Source organism: Pedobacter sp. MC2016-05 (genome assembly GCF_026239735.1).
Classification (GTDB): Bacteria; Bacteroidota; Bacteroidia; order Sphingobacteriales; family Sphingobacteriaceae; genus Pedobacter.
Genome location: NZ_JAPIVT010000011.1, coordinates 47,235 through 62,756, shown reverse-complemented (window position 1 = coordinate 62,756; position 15,522 = coordinate 47,235). Strand labels below are relative to the sequence as shown.

Genomic DNA, 15,522 nt, shown 5'->3' with positions numbered 1-15,522 from the left:
CTAGGCATAGAGCTCATCACGTGTTGTGTGAATATTTTCATGAGCAATAAAATCCTTAATCTCCCTTATGGTTTCTTCAGGTTTACTAATGTGTGGAAAATGCCCGGTCGCTTTCATCACCACAAAGAAGTTATTTCTTGTGTTTTGATGAATGTATTCACCCGCAGATAGGGGTGCCATGATATCATTGCTACTTTGCAGCGTTAAACTCGGAATATCAAATTTCTTTAAATCATCGCGGTAATCTGCTTTAAATGTAGCCATAGCGAAGGCCAGAGCAATGCTTGGCTCTGTTTCTTCAAAACAACCTTGTAGAAAACCAGCTAATTCTGGTTCTTCAGCTTTATTCATCACTATTGGCGCGATTGCTTTAGTCCAGCTAACATAATCTTCGGCAATTTGTGTGAAGATGGTTTTAATATCAGCAGCTTCAAACCCGCCAATATAATCCCTATCGTTAAGGTATCTAGGAGAAGGACCGATAAAAATAAGTTTCTTAAAAGCCTCGGGTTTTTGCAAAGCGGCAATCATCCCAATCATACTACTTACCGAATGTCCAACGAAAATAATGTCTTTTAGTCCAAGAGTTTCGATAATATCAAGAACATCACAGGCATAACCCTCTAAAGTGGAGTATTTGTGATAATCATATTGAGTTTTATCCGAACTGCCAGATCCAACGTAATCAAAGAGTATTACTTTGAAATCATCTAGAAATGCATCTGTCATGTACTTCCATGAACTCTGTGCGCACCCAAAGCCATGTGCAAATACAATAACTCGATTACCTTTACCGAGTATTTTTACATTATTCCTGATGAGTATAGGATGCACGATACAGACGTTTAGATGAAAGAGATAATAAGCAGTTTGTGAAAGTTAGAAAAATCGGTGAATATTTTCAAATAAATTTAATAATGAACAGAAAAGCCTCATTCAGAGGCTTTAAAGTGGTTTTTTATTTATTTGAATGTGACTCAAACGTCTTGTTCATTTTTTAGATCTGTTTGAGCGCAGCAAGAAACGCGATTTAATTCTGCACCTTAATTTCAGTTCTTCTGTTTACAGCTCTTCCTTCCTCACTTGCATTGGACGTAAGTGGCTCCTTTTCACCGTGACCCAAAATTGTGAAAATTGAACCATCTAGTCCGGCGTTAACAAAATATGATTTTACCGCATTCGCCCGATCGATTGAAAGCGACATGTTATGTTCTGGAGTACCTTCTGCAGATGAATGGCCATGGAGAACAAATTTAGTGTTTGGGGCTTTCTTCATTTCAGCTACAGCTTTATCTAAGATTGCAAACGAAGACGTTTTTAACACAAACGAATTGAACTCAAATTGAATATTATCTAAATTGAAGTTTGGTTTTTCAACAACTGCAACTTCATCTTTCGCTGGTGGAGCTGCAATTGGTTTCTTTTCTTCAACTGGTGGCGTAGGTTTTGAAACAGGAGCAGGATCTGGTTTGGTTATTAATTTCTTGCTCTTGCAAGAGTACATTGTTACAGTAGAAAGGCCAATAATTGCGGTTAAAAAAAGATTTTTGGTAATGTTCATGTTAAAATTTTTGTTTTAGGTTTAATTTGTGTTTCAATCAAAACTACAAATAACGATTAAACCTATAACGAAATTTTTTCAAAGAACTTGTATTGAATTCTATTTTATCAGGAACATCAACCTCAAGTTTTATTCAAATAATATTGATTTTACCTTCAATAATACAAGAAACTAACATTTTGATTTTCTATATTTGCAGCCTTGCTCCCGTAGTTCAATGGATAGAATTATGGTTTCCGGTACCATCGATATGAGTTCGAATCTCGTCGGGAGCACACCTTCAACCACCATAATTATTTTGTGGTGGTTTTTTGTTGGAATTAATCTCAGTTCTATCTTTTACCGATGCCTTTCTAAGTTGTTAATAATTCAGATATTGTGTTAGTTTGATTTAATAGGAAGTCAAAATTTAACATGCTGTTAACGTCTAAATTGGCATTTCTAAAAATAAAAATGCACCTTTGCGAACCGCTAATAAAGGTTTAGGCATGTAAAGAATAAAAGAATCGTTTATGGAAGAATTGGTTGTAGAAGAGGTTCAGCAATTGCTTGAAAAAGAGAATGATAAGGCGTTAAAGCGTTATCTTGATGAACTGAATATCTCGGATGTAGAAGAGTTAATTGACGAGCTTCCACAACACGCAGCCAAATTTATCGAAACGATATCTTCAAACAGAGCCGTTAACGTTTTCCGAATTCTGGATTTTCCTACTCAGGAAAGAATTATCAAGAAACTTACTGGAAATAAACTAAATCAGATCATTAAAGATCTGCCTCCAGATGATCGTACCGCACTTTTTAGCGAGCTGAAGGGTGATGTAGTTAAGAAAATGATTACCCTTTTGCCTCCAGAAGAAAGAAAAGAATCTCTTGCACTTCTAGGTTACAAAGAGGATAGTATCGGTCGTTTAATGACTCCAGATTACATCGCTGTAAAACCCGAGTGGTCCATAACCCGGGTTTTAGCACACATCAGGAGGTACGGTAAAAATTCGGAAACCATTGATGTGGTGTATGTAATTGATAAAGATGGGGTTTTGCTTGATGATATTCGAATCCGGGAAGTTCTACTGGCCGATCCTGAAGCGATAATAGGGGAGTTAACCGATAAACGTTTTATCGCGTTGAAAGCGAATGATCCGCAGGAAGACGCTATCAGCATTTTCAGGATGAATAATCGGGTGGCTTTGCCTGTTGTTGATGAGAATAATATTCTTTTGGGTATTGTAACCGTTGATGATATTCTCTGGATCGCAAACGAAGAATATACAGAAGATATTCACAAAATAGGGGGGTCTCAAGCATTAGATGAACCTTATTTGGATGTCCCTGTTTTTGAATTATATAAAAAGCGAGTGGTTTGGTTGATTGTTTTATTTTTCGGAGAGCTCCTAACTATCGCTGCGATGTCGAATTTCGAGAATCAAATTGCTCAGGTTGTAATTTTGGCAACATTTATTCCTTTAATCATTTCAAGCGGTGGCAATAGTGGTTCGCAAGCTGCAACTTTAATTATTCAAGCTATGGCTCTCGGCGAAGTTACCGTTAGAGATTGGTGGAATGTAATGCGACGAGAAATCTTCTCTGGCATATTATTAGGCTGTACTTTATGTTTGTTAAGCTTTGCAGTTATCGCCTCATGGCAGCTATTTTGGCCTGGCTTTACCGATCATTATATTAGAATTGGCCTGGTGGTAGGCTGCTCCTTAATAGGGGTTGTACTTTGGGGAACCTTAATGGGGTCTATGTTGCCCTTGCTTCTTAAAAAGGTAGGTGCCGATCCGGCAGTGTCTTCTACGCCTTTTGTGGCTACGTTGGTCGATGTTACCGGTTTAATCATTTACTTCTCTTTTGCCATATTGTTTTTAAGTGGAATCTTACTTTAATTTTTAAAAATGCAAACGAAAATTACTACGCTTTTCACCGATATTGGTGGGGTATTGTTAACAAACGGATGGGATAGGCAAGCAAGGGGCGAAGCTGCGGTATTATTTAATCTGGATTCTGTTGATCTGGAGGAACGCCATCACCTTACATTTGATACTTATGAGGTGGGAAAACTTACCTTGGATGCATATTTAGAACGCATTGTTTTCTTTCAAGAACGGTCGTTTAGTTATGATGACTTCAAAGAATTCATGTTTAGTAAATCCCTAGATTATCCTGAAATGGTTGCATTGGTTTGCGATTTAAAGAAAAAGTATCATTTAAAAGTTGCAGTAATCAGTAACGAAGGGAGAGAGTTAAATCAATATCGAATCAGCACTTTTAAATTGAATGAATTTGTTGATTTTTTCGTGTCATCGAGTTTCGTTCATTTCCGTAAACCCGATGCCGATATATTCAAAGTGGCGATAGATATTTCGCAGAGCGATGTAGAAACCAGTTTATATATAGACGATAGAATGCTTTTTGTTCAGGTTGCCGAAGGTTTAGGGCTGAAAGGCATTCATCATACCAGTTATGAGGATACAAAAGCGCAACTGGCAGCTTATGGTTTAGAAATTTAGTTTCGCTTGTGCCGGTTTGAAAAGAGATCGTAAGGTCGATTTTTAGTTTGTTTCGTTTGTTTGAAAAGCAAAGACAGCATCTCCTTTTATTGTCTGTTCCCGCTTTCCATTATATCCCTGATGAAAAATCAGGGGATGTCATTTCAACCGGGTTTAAGAAATTAAGATCGAGCAACTATTTAAGTTTTGCAGAGTTGGCCTTTCAATATTGCTATTCAAGCCTAATTCAATGTTTTCTGGCAAAATAAATCCAAAAAAAGCCACTCTCTCGAGTGGCTCTATACCTTTAAATTTCATTTAGAGAATTTATGGGTTATACATTGAACCTAAAGTGCATAATGTCGCCATCTTCTACTACATAGGTTTTTCCTTCTACGCCTAATTTGCCTGCATCTTTACAAGCATTTTCCGAACCCAGTGTTACGAAGTCATTGTATTTAATTACTTCAGCACGGATAAATCCTTTTTCAAAATCTGTATGGATTACACCGGCTGCTTGTGGTGCCGTAAAGCCTTTTGTTATGGTCCAAGCTCTTACTTCCTGTACTCCTGCAGTGAAATAGGTATACAAATTTAATAATTTATAAGCTGCACGAATTAGTTTGTTTACACCAGACTCATCTAAGCCTAAATCTGCCAAAAACTCCTGGCGCTCCTCATAGCTTTCCAATTCGGCAATCTCCGATTCGATTTTTGCTGAAATAACCAAAACTTCAGCTTTTTCATCTGCTACATTTGCTTTGACTAAATCAACATATTTATTTCCGGTTACTACCGATGCTTCATCAACGTTACAAACATACATTACTGGTTTTTGAGTAAGTAAGCCTAAATCTTCGATAAAATCGAAGTCTTCCTGAGGCATTGCTGCGGTGCGGATAGATTTTCCGTTTTCTAAATGAGATTTAACAATAGTTAAAATTTCATAAGTACGTTTAGCATCTTTATCGCCACCCGTTTTTGCCATCTTTTCCACCTTTTGAATACGTTTGTCAACAGTATCCAAATCCTTTAATTGCAACTCTGTATCGATTATTTCTCTATCGCGAATGGGATCAACAGAACCATCAACATGGATCACATTGCCATCATCGAAGCAACGTAAAACATGGATAATTGCATTCGTAGCACGGATGTTTCCTAAAAACTGGTTGCCTAAACCTTCACCCTTCGAAGCGCCCTTTACCAAACCCGCAATATCAACAATTTCAATCGTATTGGGTTGTACCTTGTTTGGTTTAACCAGTTCAGCCAGTTTGGTCAATCTATCATCAGGCACAGTAATTACGCCAACGTTTGGCTCAATTGTACAAAACGGAAAGTTAGCAGCTTGTGCCTTTGCATTTGATAAACAGTTAAAAAGAGTCGATTTTCCAACATTTGGTAAACCTACAATACCACATTGTAATGCCATTTATATTTTTTAATTTACGATTTACGATTTCACTTCTCACTTCTCACTTCTCACTTCTCACTTCTCACTTCTCACTTCTCACTTCTCACTTCTCACCTTTTTCAGGCGGCAAAGATAAGCTTTTAAACCTTTATTTAGAGATTCGAATTTGTAGCGCCAGTATATTTTATCTAAGTTTATCGAAAATTAAAACAAGATGATAGAAGAATTTGAAGAGCAGAAACCGGCTGAAGTGAAACTAGCAGTAACAGAAGATATACGCAGTTATCTCTATGATATCACTAAATGGGCAAAATTTCTTTCCATAGTTGGTTTTGTTGTTTCAATTTTTGTAATTATTGCGGCCTTTAGCATACCTGCGTTAATCAATAGTAACCCTGCTGTGGCCACTCAAATGGGGCAATTGGGCTCAAGTGGAACAACCATAATAACGGTGATTTATTTCGTACTGGGTTTGCTGCTTTTTTATCCAAGCATTTTACTTAATAAAATAGCCAATAAAGGTAAACAAGGCGTCTTATTCGGTGATCAGGAAAGTTTAAATTCAGCAATGGCGAGCTTAAAATCCTTATTTAAATTTTGGGGATCGATTACCATTGCCATAATAGCGTTTTACTTTTTGCTAATATTTATGGTTGGTGCTGGCTTGGCCGTTGCATAATGCCGTAGAAAACTCAAGTACATAAAAAAGCCCTTGTTGATGAAACAAGGGCTTTTTATTTTGAAATTATAATTTATTAAAAAGAAAAATCATCATTTGTTTTTGTGCTATGTTCTCCGTTTTCAGAATATTCATAACGTTTTTCCACAACATCCTGGTGAGTTTTAATATAATCAACAGTTTCGTTTAATCCTTCAGCAAATTTTTCGAAATCTTCTTTATATAAAAAGATTTTATGCTTTACGAATACACCGTCTTCTAATCTTTTCTTGCTCTCGGTAACGGTCAAATAATAATCACCTGAGCGAGTAGCCTTCACGTCGAAGAAATAAGTTCTCTTACCTGCTCTTACTTTCTTTGAAAAAACTTCTTCTCTTTCCTTGTTGTCGAATTCTCCCATGGTTGGTATTGATGTTGGTTTTTGGTTTCGGTAAATATAAAGCAAATATTTAAAGTACAAAATACAATTTTGATACAATTTAAATTGTTCTTGTTTCCTCCTCCAATAATTGGTTATGATAAAGCTCAGTATAACTTCCGTTTAGGTTAAGCAATTCATCATGTGTACCTTGTTCTATTATTTTACCATCGTCCAATACCAAAATCTTATCTGCATTTTTTATGGTTGAAATCCGGTGCGCAATTAAGATACTGGTTTTATCTTTCATAATTTTGCCCAAATTCTGGAGAATTTCCTCTTCTGTTTTAGTGTCAACAGCGGATAAACAGTCGTCGAATATCAAAATTTTTGGAGATTTAATTAATGCCCTTGCAATGGATACACGTTGTTTTTGTCCCCCGGAAAGTGTGATTCCTCTTTCGCCCAACATGGTTTCAAACTTTTCATCAAAATCAATGATGTTATGATAAACCGAAGCATTTTTGGCAGCATCATATACTGCTTCATCCGTAACTTTATCTAAACCAAAAGCAATATTGTTTTTGATCGTATCAGAGAATAGAAAAACCTCTTGCGGCACAAAGCCAATCTGGTTGCGGTAATATTTAAGGTTTAACGATTTTAAATTTTCCCCATCAACACTGATAGCTCCTTGCTCCACATCATACATCCGCATAATTAAGTTTGCCAATGTTGATTTTCCAGAACCTGTTTTTCCAATAATTGCCACAAACTCACCGCTCTTAATTTCAAAACTTAAGTTTTGAAGCGCTAGTATTCCGGTATCAGGATAAACGAAGCTAACATTTTCAAACTTGATGTTGCCTTGAATTTCTTTCTCTTCATTGTTTGTTGATTGAATATCCGAAGGAATGTCTAAAAATTCGTTAATTCTCTTTTGAGAAGCCGCCGCCCGCTGTATTAAAGAGGTTACCCAACCCAGCATGGTTACAGGGAAAGTTAACTGATTGATATAGATGATGAACTCAGCAATGTTTCCTGCTGTAATACTGCCATTCATTACCTGGTTGCCACCAACATAAATAGTTAAAATGGTACTCAAGCCAATTAATAAAAGCATTGTAGGGTAAAAAAGGGCAGAAACCTTTACCAAACTCATCGAATCTTTTTTATACTCATTGCTTTGAATCTCAAACATGTTGCGGGTATAATCTTCGCGTACATAAGATTTAATAATTCTGATACCTGAAAAACGTTCTTGCACGAAGCTTGATAGATCTGATAAACGTTCCTGGATTTTTCCGCTTTTTTTGAAAATCAAAGTGTTTACATAATAGATAATGATGACTAAAAAGGGAAGGGGCAACAAGCAATATATGGCCAATTTCGAGTTTACATCAAACATAGACCAGATGATGAGCACAGATAAAACAAATGTGTTAATGGTATACATAATGGCTGGTCCAACATACATCCTCACGCGATTCACATCTTCAGTTGCCCGGTTCATCAAATCGCCGGTATTGTTGCGGCGGTAAAAACCCAGACTTAATTTCTGATAATGCTGATAGATATCGTTTTTCATATCAAACTCAATGTGCCTAGACATGAGAATGATGGTTTGCCTCATAAAAAACAGGAACAAACCCCTTAATACGTACAATGCCACCACCAGCAATCCAAAAAATAATAGGTTGCTGCTAAAAATATCGTAAATGATTTCCTGACGATTAAAACCTCCAAAAAGATTATAAACCTGAACATTTTCAGTAATTAAATCTACCGCATAGCCGATTACCTGAGCTGGCACCACGCCAAAAATATTGGAGATGACCACGAAAATACTGCCCGGAATAATCCACCACTTATATTTTAAAAAGTATTTGTTTAATCTGCTTAGATGTTTCATGCAATACAAACTTAGATAAATTTGTTATTTCGTGCTGCATATTTATGTTTCGATAGCTTAGCTTTAAAAAAATAATGACATTACTGAGGTTTTGAAGGGTTAAGCTTAATGAGATTGAGAAGGTTGTTTGAGCTAACAAATTATCAATTGCGGGCTAATTAAATAACATTGCGGCTAAACGATACCTTTTGTTAAGAAACACCCTAGCTAACACCAACAAATGTTATAGCGCAAACCCGTCAAGATTTTAGCAATCGAGAGATTGTATTTGCAGAAATACAGCAGAAATTGCTTTTGAGAAAACCATCTAAATATTTGTTTCTAGTAGCAGCGCAAATAGTTTATTTATATAAGTGTATTAATCGTTTTTTATTTTAATTTTGCAGCAGATTAGCCGAACGTTCAATATGCCAGCAAATTCTTCGTCAGATTTTTCCATTTTAGAGCAATTGAGTGCTTACGGGCATAAAAAATTGGTTTTTTGTAATGATCCTGATACGGGCTTAAAGGCAATTATCGCGATACATGATACTACCTTAGGTCCGGCTTTAGGCGGAACGAGGATGTGGAGCTATGCGACTGAGGGCGAAGCTTTGGAAGATGCCTTGCGTTTATCGCGTGGGATGACCTATAAATCGGCAATTACCGGATTAAATTTAGGTGGCGGAAAAGGCGTCATCATTGGCGATTCTCGTAAAGATAAAACCGAAACTTTAATGCGTAGCTATGGTAGGTTTATTAAAAACCTTAATGGCGAGTTTATTACAGCTGAAGAAATGGGGACCAATACTCGGGACATGGAGTATATCCGCATGGAAACCAATTATGTAACAGGTGTTCCTGAATCAATTGGAGGTGCAGGAAATCCAGCTCCGTTTACGGCACAGGGGGTTTATTTAGGTATTAAAGCTAGTGTGAAAGAGGTTTTTGGAACCGACATGCTCGCGGGTAGGACAATTGTAGTACAAGGAATTGGCAACGTGGGCGAACATTTAGTAGCTTTGCTTAGAAAGGAAAATGCGGAGGTTTTAATTAGTGATATTAACCAGGAGCAATTGACTTATGTTGCCCGAAAATATAAAGCAAAACCCATTGAAGCTGATAAAATTTTTGGTTGTGATGCCGATGTTTATGCGCCATGTGCGATGGGAGCAACGGTTAATAATAAAACCATTGAAAAAATGAAGTTTGCAATTATTGCAGGTTCGGCCAATAATCAGTTAAAAGATGAGGTTTTAGACAGCGAACTGCTTTTGAAAAAAGGCATTTTATTTGCGCCTGATTATTTAATTAATGCTGGTGGCTTAATTGCTTGTTACTCTGAATGGACTGGCTTTGGAAAAAAACGTACAGTGCAACTTACCGAAAATATTTACGAGGCTACACGTAACGTAATCAAGTTGAGTAAAGCCGAGAAAATATCAACAAATATTGCTGCAAACAGAATTGCTGAAAAGCGTATTGCAGATGTTAAAAAAATTAAATCATCATATTAAATAATTATTAAAATAGGTTTTATAAACCTCACTCGTTCTTACATTCATGTTAAATAGAAGGCACTTAAGAATCAAAGCTTTGCAAAATATTTTTGCTTGGCACATGGCAGACAAAAAAGACATTAAAGGAGATTTGAAAACTTTAATGCAAAGTATTGATAGCGTGTACGAAATGTACATCTGGATGTTATCATTGATGGTTGAAGTTACAGAGTTTACAGCAAACGATGCTGCAGAACGTGCTAACAAATACCTTAAAACCGCTGAGGACTTAAATCCAAATATGAAACTGCTACACAATAAGTTTAGCGTTTTAATGCAGCAAAACCCAGAATATGTTTCTGCGGTAAAAAAATACAAAGTAGACTGGGGCTTCGATCCAGAAATTCGTAAAACAGTTTATAATTCTTTAAAAGCATCTCAGGAGTATGCCGATTATCTTGCAGATCCGAACGAAAGCTTAGAGTCGTCAAAAGATATTATCAAATATATTTTCAGAAAAATTATTTTAAAAAACCAGGGTATTATCCAGGTTTTCGAAGAGAAATTTATCAATTGGCAGGTAGATCACGAGGTGATGAAAGGAATGGTTGCAAAAACGTTGAAGAACTTTACGTCTGACGATCCTTTCAAAAATAAACTTACCGAAATAAGCGCTGATTGGGTGGAAGACAGCAAATTTGTGCAAGATTTATTTGTACACACCTTGCAGAATGACGCTAAATACCAGGAATTGATTGCGGAGCGTACAAAAAATTGGGAGTCAGAACGGATTGCTTTAATGGATACCATTTTGATGAAGATGGCTATATGTGAGCTTTTAAACTTTCCATCTATTCCTGTTAAAGTAACCATTAACGAATATTTGGAGCTATCAAAAGATTACAGTACGCCGAAAAGTAATTCGTTTATTAACGGTATTTTAGACAAAATTTTAGGCGACCTTAAGAAGACAAATACGATTAAAAAAATCGGTCGCGGATTAATTGAAGATTAATAATGAAAAAATTATTCATCCTTGCTATTGCAGCAATCTCTTTCACAGCTTGCCGAAATGCAAACAATTCTACAGATCAGGTTGCAGGAAATGATTCGTTGGCAGCAGCTACAATTGCCTCACCTGACGCACCAATAATTGTTTTTGAGAAAGATATTTTTGATTTCGAAAAAATTAACCAAGGTGAAAGTGTAGAACACCAATTCAAATTCAAAAATACAGGTAAAAGCCCTTTAATCATTTCAAATGCTACAGCCACTTGTGGTTGTACAGTTCCAGAAGTGCCGAAAGAACCTATTTTACCGGGAAAAGAAGGTGTAATTAAAGTTGTGTTTAATAGTACAGGGAAAGAAGGAATGCAGGATAAAGTGGTAACAGTAAGTTCGAATGCGAACCCAACAGTTTCAACGGTACACTTGGTAGGCGAGGTGCTTACAAAAAAATAAAATGGTATGGTTTGGTTTTGTACCTATACCCTTACTTACAATCAATAATCAAATAAATAAGAAATGACATCAACAGTAATTTTACAAGCAGCAGGTGGATTTGGCCAATACGGACAATTAATTATGTTAGGTGCTATCGCGGTAGTATTCTATTTTTTCATGATCCGTCCACAGGTTAAAAAAGCTAAAGACCATAAAAAATTAATAGAAGGATTAAAAAAAGGTGATAAGATTATCACTACTGCAGGTATTCACGGCCGGATCGCTGATATGAACGATACTACTTTCTTAATCGAAGTAGAAGGTGGAGTGAAAATTCGCTTCGATAAATCGGCGGTTTCTTTAGATGCAACCAAAGCAGTTGTTCCTCCTGTAGCAAAAGCATAATCAATGCATTTAGCATTAAAAAGGGTTCCGAGTTTCGGAACCCTTTTTTGTTTGTTATTGTTGCGCCAGGTTGATATTGATATTGTAAGACACTTTTACTGGAATGCCGTGTTGTAACCCGGGGTTCCAATTGCGGCACTCCTTCAAAACACGGATGGCTTCTTCCCTGGTTCCATAACCCAGTTCGTTTTTAAACTTATAATTAGATAACTTCCCGTCTTTTTCGACAACAAAACTGATAAATAATTTCCCCGAAATCTTATTTTTTAGGGCTTCAGATGGGTATTTAAAATTTCTGGATAAATACCTGTAGAATTCAGTTATTCCACCTGGATAATCTGGCTTTTCTTCTTCCGTTTTATACTTTTTTGTCTCTCCGTTTTCAAATGTTGCAATGCCGTCAATAAAATATCCATTATTATACTTTTCAGCATAGCTATCTTTACCTATTATACCTTTCCACTCGCCATCTTTGTAACCATTCACATAATCTCCTTCTTCACGTTTATTCATATTTAAGTGTCCGTTGCCATCTTTTATAAATTGATTTCCCAACGAATCGAAACCCGAAATCACTTTGAAAGCAGAACCTTTCTGTTTATCAGATTTATCCGCATCATCGTATAGAATAACTCTTGCCAACTGCCCATTGGCATAATATGATGATGATTCGCCAATTGGCTTGCCCTTCAGATAATTGGTTTTTTCAATTAAAATTCCTTTTTTATTAAAGCGTTTAAGCTCTCCCTCATAAACCAGATTGGGTTCAAATTTAGATAGCTTGCCAATTGTTTTATCCGTATTGTCTGCGTAAAACTCGTAAAGGTTATAAAATTTCGATCCAGAGTCTGGTTCTTGGATAACCCTTCGGTAATCGGCTGATTCATTGTTTTTTACAGGGATTCCATCTTTAAAATAATAAACGTTTGAACGTTTTTGGCTAAATGCATAACATGATAATGCGGAGAGAAGCAGTAATAAGATGATTTTTTTCATAATTCAGATTGATGGTGCTAATATAGAAAACCTCTTTTCAAAATCCGTTTTCTTTTATTACATAGGAATTAATAAATTGTTACATTTGGAAGAATTGCTTTATCGAGCACAAATGATGCGGTAAGTTGTTTAATTTATAATATGCCCTTTATTAGATTAACTAAAATTGAAAGACGACGTGTTTTAACACTATTAGCCTGTTTATTTTTGGCTATAGCGGCTTGGCTTTTCATGGCATTGAATAACAAATACAATTACATAGCGAAAACGGTTATTGTATTCAAAAATAAACCTGCTAAAAGAGCTTTTTATCCTTTACAAACTGATACTTTAGATTTAGAGGTGGAAGGCACAGGTTGGCAACTTGTTTTTGCCCGATTGAGGATAAGTCCGCCATCAATTTCAGTTAATTTGAGTCAACTAAACGCAAGAGACTTTGTAGTTCTATCCGATCAGCTTTATAATATCAACAAACAGGTAGGAAGTGCACAAAAGGTAATCTCAGTTAAACCAGATACCTTGTATTTCGATTTCACAAAACAAATCATTAAAAAGGTAAACATAAAATTGGTAAGTCAGTTGGCATTTCATAAACAGTATGGATTGGCAAGTGAGGTATTACTTAACCCAAAAACAGTCACTGTAGCCGGTCCACAAGAAGAATTGAGCAAAATTATTGCTTGGCCTACAGATACTTTAAAAATAAATAATTTACAGAACAGCACCACAGCTCGAATCGGTCTCCAACATAGTATTCATAAAAACGTAAGCATTTATCCGTCATCAACAGAAGTAAAACTTTCAGTTGATGAGTTTACCGAGAAGACTGTTGAGGTGCCGTTAAAGATATTAAATAACAGAAATTACAACAGCATTAAGCTTTATCCAAAGAAAGTTAAGGTAACATTTTTGGTTGCCTTGGGCAGTTATGCACAAGTTGATGCAAATTTCATAACGGCAACCATTGATGTTGATGAATGGAAAAACCTAAACCATCGCCAGTTTGCTGTAAAGATTACGGAGTTTCCGGATTATTGCAAATTAATTAGTGTAAGCCCATCGAAAATAGATTTTGTAGTAGAAAAATAATGTATAAAGTTGGGATAACAGGTGGAATTGGTAGTGGCAAAACAACAGTATGTAAGGTTTTCGAGGTTCTGGGTATTCCAATCTTTTATGCCGATACTGAAGCCAAGAATATGATGGTTGAAGATAAATTGCTTATTGAAGCTATAAAATCAACCTTTGGTGAGGAAAGTTATTTCGAAGAAGGAAAGCTAAACAATAAACACATTGCAGGTATTGTATTTAATAATGAAGCCGAATTAGCAAAATTAAATGCCTTAGTTCATCCTGCAGTTTTTAGGGCTTTTGATAGGTGGGAAGCCAATGTGAATGCTAACGCTCCTTACACGTTAAAAGAGGCTGCCTTGCTTTTTGAAAGTGGTTCTTACAAAATATGCGATACAACAATTCTGGTTACTGCGCCAACGGATGTGAAAATAAACCGTGTGATGCAACGCGACAATAGTACTGCAGAACAAGTTAAAGCAAGGATGGACAAGCAGATGAGTGATGACGAAAAAGCTAAAATGGCCAATCATTTTATCATGAATGATGAAGCACATTCTATTATCGAGCGAGTTCTTGCCCTACACAAAGAGTTTTTAAACCTGGCCGCCAATCCGCTTAGTTAATATTCATCTCAAATATTTTATCAAATCATTTTTTAATAATATGTCTAATAGCCTAAAATCCTGCCTTATCCTCAAATCCAACAGAACCTAGTCATGATTTTAGACGATTTTATCACCATTACGCCAACAGGTTTATATTGTGTTTATGGCGATTTTTATTTAGACCCACAACAACCTGTAAATGATGCCGTGGTTTCTCATGCGCATGGCGACCACGCTATCGGTGGAAGTCAGAATGTTTACTGCACTGCTGCAACAGAAAACTTTATGAAACACCGTTACCGTAAATTTGCAGCGGTAGATTTTCATCTTAAAAATTACCATGAAACGTTTAAAATTAAGGATGTAGCCATCACGTTTTATTCTGCAGGGCATATTTTAGGTTCGGCGCAGGTTTTAATGGAATATCAAGATGTAAAATACCTTTACACAGGAGATTATAAGATAGAGCCAGATGCTACTTGCGAGCCTTTCGAGTTTGTGAAAGCAGATGTTTTAATTACCGAAAGCACGTTCGCCAACCCCGAAACGAAGCACCCTTCTCCAATTGATGAGATTATGAAACTGAACGAAACTTCAGGCAATATTATGCTGGGCGCCTATGCTTTAGGGAAAAGTCAGCGTATTATTCAGTTGTTAAGTGAACATTGTCCTACAAAAAATGTGATGGTCCACCATAGCATTATGCCCTTTGTTAAAATTTACGAAGACTTCGGGATGAAAATTGGTAACTATAAAATGTATGATAGAAAGGTGATGAAGAATAATCATGAGCACCAGGTTTATATTGTTCCGCCGATGGTTTTTCATAGTTACCACAAAGCGATAAATGTTGTTCGGGCTTTTGCATCGGGTTGGAAGAATCTGCAACAACAAAATGGAATTTCTCTTTACATCTCCGATCATGCAGATTGGGATGCGATTTTAGAAACTATTGAAAAAGTACAACCGAAACAAGTTTGGACCTTGCATGGAAATGGCAATCAATTAAAAGAATATTTTGAGGGTAAGCTGGAGGTAAAAATACTAAACTAATGAGCAGGATTTTTAGTATTTAAGGATTTCAAGATTATGATGATTGCAAACA

Annotated in this window: 16 protein-coding genes and 1 tRNA gene; 11 read left to right on the top strand and 6 right to left on the bottom strand. The window is 36.3% G+C overall.

The window, feature by feature from the left end:
* Both OQZ33_RS14755 and OQZ33_RS14750 read right to left on the bottom strand, forming a co-directional pair.
* Entirely contained in the window at positions 1–834 is an 834-nt protein-coding gene (locus tag OQZ33_RS14755; protein ID WP_265799804.1) for an alpha/beta fold hydrolase, read from the bottom strand.
* A 196-nt stretch (positions 835–1,030) separates the two neighbouring features.
* The gene (locus OQZ33_RS14750) at positions 1,031–1,561 is read right to left on the bottom strand and encodes an OmpA family protein (protein ID WP_265799803.1); all 531 of its coding nucleotides are present in this window, start codon (positions 1,559–1,561) and stop codon (positions 1,031–1,033) included.
* A 203-nt stretch (positions 1,562–1,764) separates the two neighbouring features.
* Here OQZ33_RS14750 and OQZ33_RS14745 point away from each other — a divergent pair.
* The 3 genes from OQZ33_RS14745 to OQZ33_RS14735 all read left to right on the top strand — a co-directional run bounded on the left by OQZ33_RS14745 (position 1,765) and on the right by OQZ33_RS14735 (position 4,071).
* Positions 1,765–1,836, top strand: a tRNA-Arg gene (locus OQZ33_RS14745).
* A 237-nt stretch (positions 1,837–2,073) separates the two neighbouring features.
* Positions 2,074–3,447: a magnesium transporter gene (gene mgtE, locus OQZ33_RS14740; RefSeq protein ID WP_265799802.1), complete on the top strand. Its 1,374-nt coding sequence runs from the start codon at positions 2,074–2,076 to the stop codon at positions 3,445–3,447.
* A gap of 9 nt (positions 3,448–3,456) precedes the next feature.
* Positions 3,457–4,071, top strand: a complete 615-nt coding sequence (locus OQZ33_RS14735) for an HAD hydrolase-like protein (RefSeq protein ID WP_265799801.1) — start codon at positions 3,457–3,459, stop codon at positions 4,069–4,071.
* Positions 4,072–4,384: 313 nt separating this feature from the next.
* Here OQZ33_RS14735 and ychF read toward each other — a convergent pair whose 3' ends face one another.
* Positions 4,385–5,485, bottom strand: coding sequence for a redox-regulated ATPase YchF (gene ychF, locus OQZ33_RS14730; RefSeq protein WP_265799800.1), 1,101 nt, complete (start codon positions 5,483–5,485; stop codon positions 4,385–4,387).
* 196 nt (positions 5,486–5,681) lie between these two features.
* Here ychF and OQZ33_RS14725 point away from each other — a divergent pair, with 196 nt between their 5' ends.
* A complete protein-coding gene (locus OQZ33_RS14725) occupies positions 5,682–6,146 on the top strand; it encodes a DUF5362 family protein (protein ID WP_265799798.1) in 465 nt (154 codons plus the stop codon).
* Positions 6,147–6,222: 76 nt separating this feature from the next.
* Here the strand turns inward: OQZ33_RS14725 and OQZ33_RS14720 are convergent, their stop codons facing one another.
* Both OQZ33_RS14720 and OQZ33_RS14715 read right to left on the bottom strand, forming a co-directional pair.
* Positions 6,223–6,546 carry a DUF3276 family protein gene (locus tag OQZ33_RS14720; protein WP_265799797.1) on the bottom strand — a complete coding sequence of 108 codons (324 nt, stop codon included), beginning with the start codon at positions 6,544–6,546 and terminating at the stop codon, positions 6,223–6,225.
* Between the two features lie 79 nt (positions 6,547–6,625).
* Entirely contained in the window at positions 6,626–8,416 is a 1,791-nt protein-coding gene (locus tag OQZ33_RS14715; RefSeq protein ID WP_265799796.1) for an ABC transporter ATP-binding protein, read from the bottom strand.
* Between the two features lie 407 nt (positions 8,417–8,823).
* Here OQZ33_RS14715 and OQZ33_RS14710 point away from each other — a divergent pair, with 407 nt between their 5' ends.
* The 4 genes from OQZ33_RS14710 (at position 8,824) to yajC (ending at position 11,742) form a co-directional block, all read left to right on the top strand.
* Positions 8,824–9,912, top strand: coding sequence for a Glu/Leu/Phe/Val family dehydrogenase (locus OQZ33_RS14710; protein ID WP_056851307.1), 1,089 nt, complete (start codon positions 8,824–8,826; stop codon positions 9,910–9,912).
* 46 nt (positions 9,913–9,958) lie between these two features.
* On the top strand, positions 9,959–10,909 hold the full coding sequence (gene nusB / locus OQZ33_RS14705; protein ID WP_265799794.1) for a transcription antitermination factor NusB: 951 nt from the start codon (positions 9,959–9,961) through the stop codon (positions 10,907–10,909).
* 2 nt (positions 10,910–10,911) lie between these two features.
* On the top strand, positions 10,912–11,355 hold the full coding sequence (locus tag OQZ33_RS14700; protein ID WP_265799793.1) for a DUF1573 domain-containing protein: 444 nt from the start codon (positions 10,912–10,914) through the stop codon (positions 11,353–11,355).
* Positions 11,356–11,418: 63 nt separating this feature from the next.
* Entirely contained in the window at positions 11,419–11,742 is a 324-nt protein-coding gene (gene yajC, locus OQZ33_RS14695; RefSeq protein ID WP_056851304.1) for a preprotein translocase subunit YajC, read from the top strand.
* 54 nt (positions 11,743–11,796) lie between these two features.
* Here the strand turns inward: yajC and OQZ33_RS14690 are convergent, their stop codons facing one another.
* Positions 11,797–12,738: an energy transducer TonB gene (locus tag OQZ33_RS14690; protein ID WP_265799792.1), complete on the bottom strand. Its 942-nt coding sequence runs from the start codon at positions 12,736–12,738 to the stop codon at positions 11,797–11,799.
* A 141-nt stretch (positions 12,739–12,879) separates the two neighbouring features.
* Between OQZ33_RS14690 and OQZ33_RS14685 the strand changes: the two genes are divergently transcribed.
* The 3 genes from OQZ33_RS14685 (at position 12,880) to OQZ33_RS14675 (ending at position 15,470) form a co-directional block, all read left to right on the top strand.
* Positions 12,880–13,827, top strand: coding sequence for a YbbR-like domain-containing protein (locus OQZ33_RS14685; RefSeq protein ID WP_265799791.1), 948 nt, complete (start codon positions 12,880–12,882; stop codon positions 13,825–13,827).
* Positions 13,827–14,435 (top strand): dephospho-CoA kinase, encoded by a 609-nt coding sequence (gene coaE / locus OQZ33_RS14680; RefSeq protein WP_265799790.1) that lies wholly within the window; start codon positions 13,827–13,829, stop codon positions 14,433–14,435. Before OQZ33_RS14685 ends, coaE begins: the two co-directional genes overlap by 1 nt.
* A 93-nt stretch (positions 14,436–14,528) precedes the next feature.
* Complete coding sequence (locus OQZ33_RS14675) at positions 14,529–15,470, top strand: exonuclease (RefSeq protein WP_265799789.1); 942 nt, start codon at positions 14,529–14,531, stop codon at positions 15,468–15,470.
* The last annotated feature ends 52 nt before the right edge of the window (positions 15,471–15,522 follow it).

What these genes read in the sequence shown, in the direction of transcription:
- ychF (WP_265799800.1), bottom strand. Translation starts at nt 5,485, where the DNA reads ATGGCATTACAATGTGGTATTGTAGGTTTACCAAATGTTGGAAAATCG.
- OQZ33_RS14700 (WP_265799793.1), top strand. Translation starts at nt 10,912, where the DNA reads ATGAAAAAATTATTCATCCTTGCTATTGCAGCAATCTCTTTCACAGCT.
- OQZ33_RS14685 (WP_265799791.1), top strand. Translation starts at nt 12,880, where the DNA reads ATGCCCTTTATTAGATTAACTAAAATTGAAAGACGACGTGTTTTAACA.
- mgtE (WP_265799802.1), top strand. Translation starts at nt 2,074, where the DNA reads ATGGAAGAATTGGTTGTAGAAGAGGTTCAGCAATTGCTTGAAAAAGAG.
- OQZ33_RS14715 (WP_265799796.1), bottom strand. Translation starts at nt 8,416, where the DNA reads ATGAAACATCTAAGCAGATTAAACAAATACTTTTTAAAATATAAGTGG.
- nusB (WP_265799794.1), top strand. Translation starts at nt 9,959, where the DNA reads ATGTTAAATAGAAGGCACTTAAGAATCAAAGCTTTGCAAAATATTTTT.
- yajC (WP_056851304.1), top strand. Translation starts at nt 11,419, where the DNA reads ATGACATCAACAGTAATTTTACAAGCAGCAGGTGGATTTGGCCAATAC.
- coaE (WP_265799790.1), top strand. Translation starts at nt 13,827, where the DNA reads ATGTATAAAGTTGGGATAACAGGTGGAATTGGTAGTGGCAAAACAACA.
- OQZ33_RS14675 (WP_265799789.1), top strand. Translation starts at nt 14,529, where the DNA reads ATGATTTTAGACGATTTTATCACCATTACGCCAACAGGTTTATATTGT.
- OQZ33_RS14750 (WP_265799803.1), bottom strand. Translation starts at nt 1,561, where the DNA reads ATGAACATTACCAAAAATCTTTTTTTAACCGCAATTATTGGCCTTTCT.
- OQZ33_RS14735 (WP_265799801.1), top strand. Translation starts at nt 3,457, where the DNA reads ATGCAAACGAAAATTACTACGCTTTTCACCGATATTGGTGGGGTATTG.
- OQZ33_RS14710 (WP_056851307.1), top strand. Translation starts at nt 8,824, where the DNA reads ATGCCAGCAAATTCTTCGTCAGATTTTTCCATTTTAGAGCAATTGAGT.
- OQZ33_RS14690 (WP_265799792.1), bottom strand. Translation starts at nt 12,738, where the DNA reads ATGAAAAAAATCATCTTATTACTGCTTCTCTCCGCATTATCATGTTAT.
- OQZ33_RS14725 (WP_265799798.1), top strand. Translation starts at nt 5,682, where the DNA reads ATGATAGAAGAATTTGAAGAGCAGAAACCGGCTGAAGTGAAACTAGCA.
- OQZ33_RS14720 (WP_265799797.1), bottom strand. Translation starts at nt 6,546, where the DNA reads ATGGGAGAATTCGACAACAAGGAAAGAGAAGAAGTTTTTTCAAAGAAA.